We start from the raw sequence: 1,243 nt of genomic DNA on the forward strand, positions 1-1,243 counted from the left end.
CGGGGTTCACGACGAGGTGACTTTGACTGAAGCCAAGTTCTTGTTGCTGAACTGCTACATCCTTTGCGGGGAGATCGTTCAGATGAGATCCACACTCGTGGAGTCGTCTCCTGCGTCCCCTTTGGCATGAACTTACGACCAGCAAGCGTGTCCCCCAGTCCGAGGACCACGATGGGCTTGTCTGGACCCCCGTCTTACAACCCTAGCGATATAAGACGTCTCACCGCCGCGGCCTGAGCTTCCGCAGAATCACCGGAATCTTGCGGCGCGCCGATTCTCATAACTACGTCGCATAACCGCATGCTTGAATTGCGGTACTCGCCATTGGTTATGAGACACCCCAGGAGCAGAAATGACGAAACTGATAGGCTACGCACGCGTATCCACGCGACAGCAGTCCACCGACCGGCAACAGATCGACATCCTCGCCGCTGGCGTCCGGCGTGACGACCTCTACGTCGACCATGGCATTTCCGGTGCTCGAGCATCACGGCCCCAGTTCGACCGTGCACTCGACGCTCTCGAGGACGGCGACACCCTCGTCATCACGACCCTGGATCGGCTGGGCCGATCGACGCAGAACATGCTCGACTTCGCCGAGGAGCTTCGCGGCCGCGGAGCCGGCCTCCGCGTACTCAACCTGGGAGGCGGCGACGTCGACACCGCGACACCGATGGGGTCCATGCTGTTCACGATCATGGCTGCCCTCGGACAAATGGAACACGAAATCAAACGAGAACGTGTGATCGACTCCATTAACAAGCGCCGCAACGCCGGCAAGGATCTCGGGGGGAGGCCGCGGCTCATCACCGACAGCCAAATCCGCAATGCCCGTCGACTCATCGACGGTGGAGAGCCAGTGACGACGGTTGCCCGTGATCTTGGAATGTCTCGAGCAACGTTCTATCGCCGAGCGCGGGAATTGGACCTCACCGAAGAGTCATCTGAATCCGCCCTCCCTTCACCGGGCATTTTCTCAGACGGGGCATACGGGACGATCGTCCTCTCGGCACCGCAGGGATTCGAGTAGACGATGATGATTCGAAGGCGTCCCGTTAGAGGGCTGCGAGGAATTCCTCGCACGCGATGCTAGCCCGGCACTTGCATCACTGCTAGGTTTTCACCACCCGAAGGAGACCAAAACATGCCCGACCTGACGTCTGTCCCCTAGCCGTGGAAGCCACTGATGCCGGAAGCTGATGTTTGGAATCTAGATGAGCGCCACAGGGCGCCCCTATTCCAT

At 59.6% G+C, this 1,243-nt stretch carries 1 protein-coding gene; it reads left to right on the plus strand.

What is annotated here, in order from left to right; genetic code table 11:
• Positions 1-352: 352 nt before the first annotated feature.
• Positions 353-1,030, plus strand: a complete 678-nt coding sequence (locus JF66_RS19010; protein ID WP_081882507.1) for a recombinase family protein — start codon at positions 353-355, stop codon at positions 1,028-1,030.
• Positions 1,031-1,243 lie beyond the last annotated feature (213 nt).

The organism is Cryobacterium sp. MLB-32, assembly GCF_000738085.1.
In the GTDB taxonomy this organism is placed as follows: domain Bacteria; phylum Actinomycetota; class Actinomycetes; order Actinomycetales; family Microbacteriaceae; genus Cryobacterium.

Bases quoted from the DNA above. Each gene is read 5' to 3' on its own strand.
- JF66_RS19010 (WP_081882507.1), top strand. From the start codon at position 353: ATGACGAAACTGATAGGCTACGCACGCGTATCCACGCGACAGCAGTCC.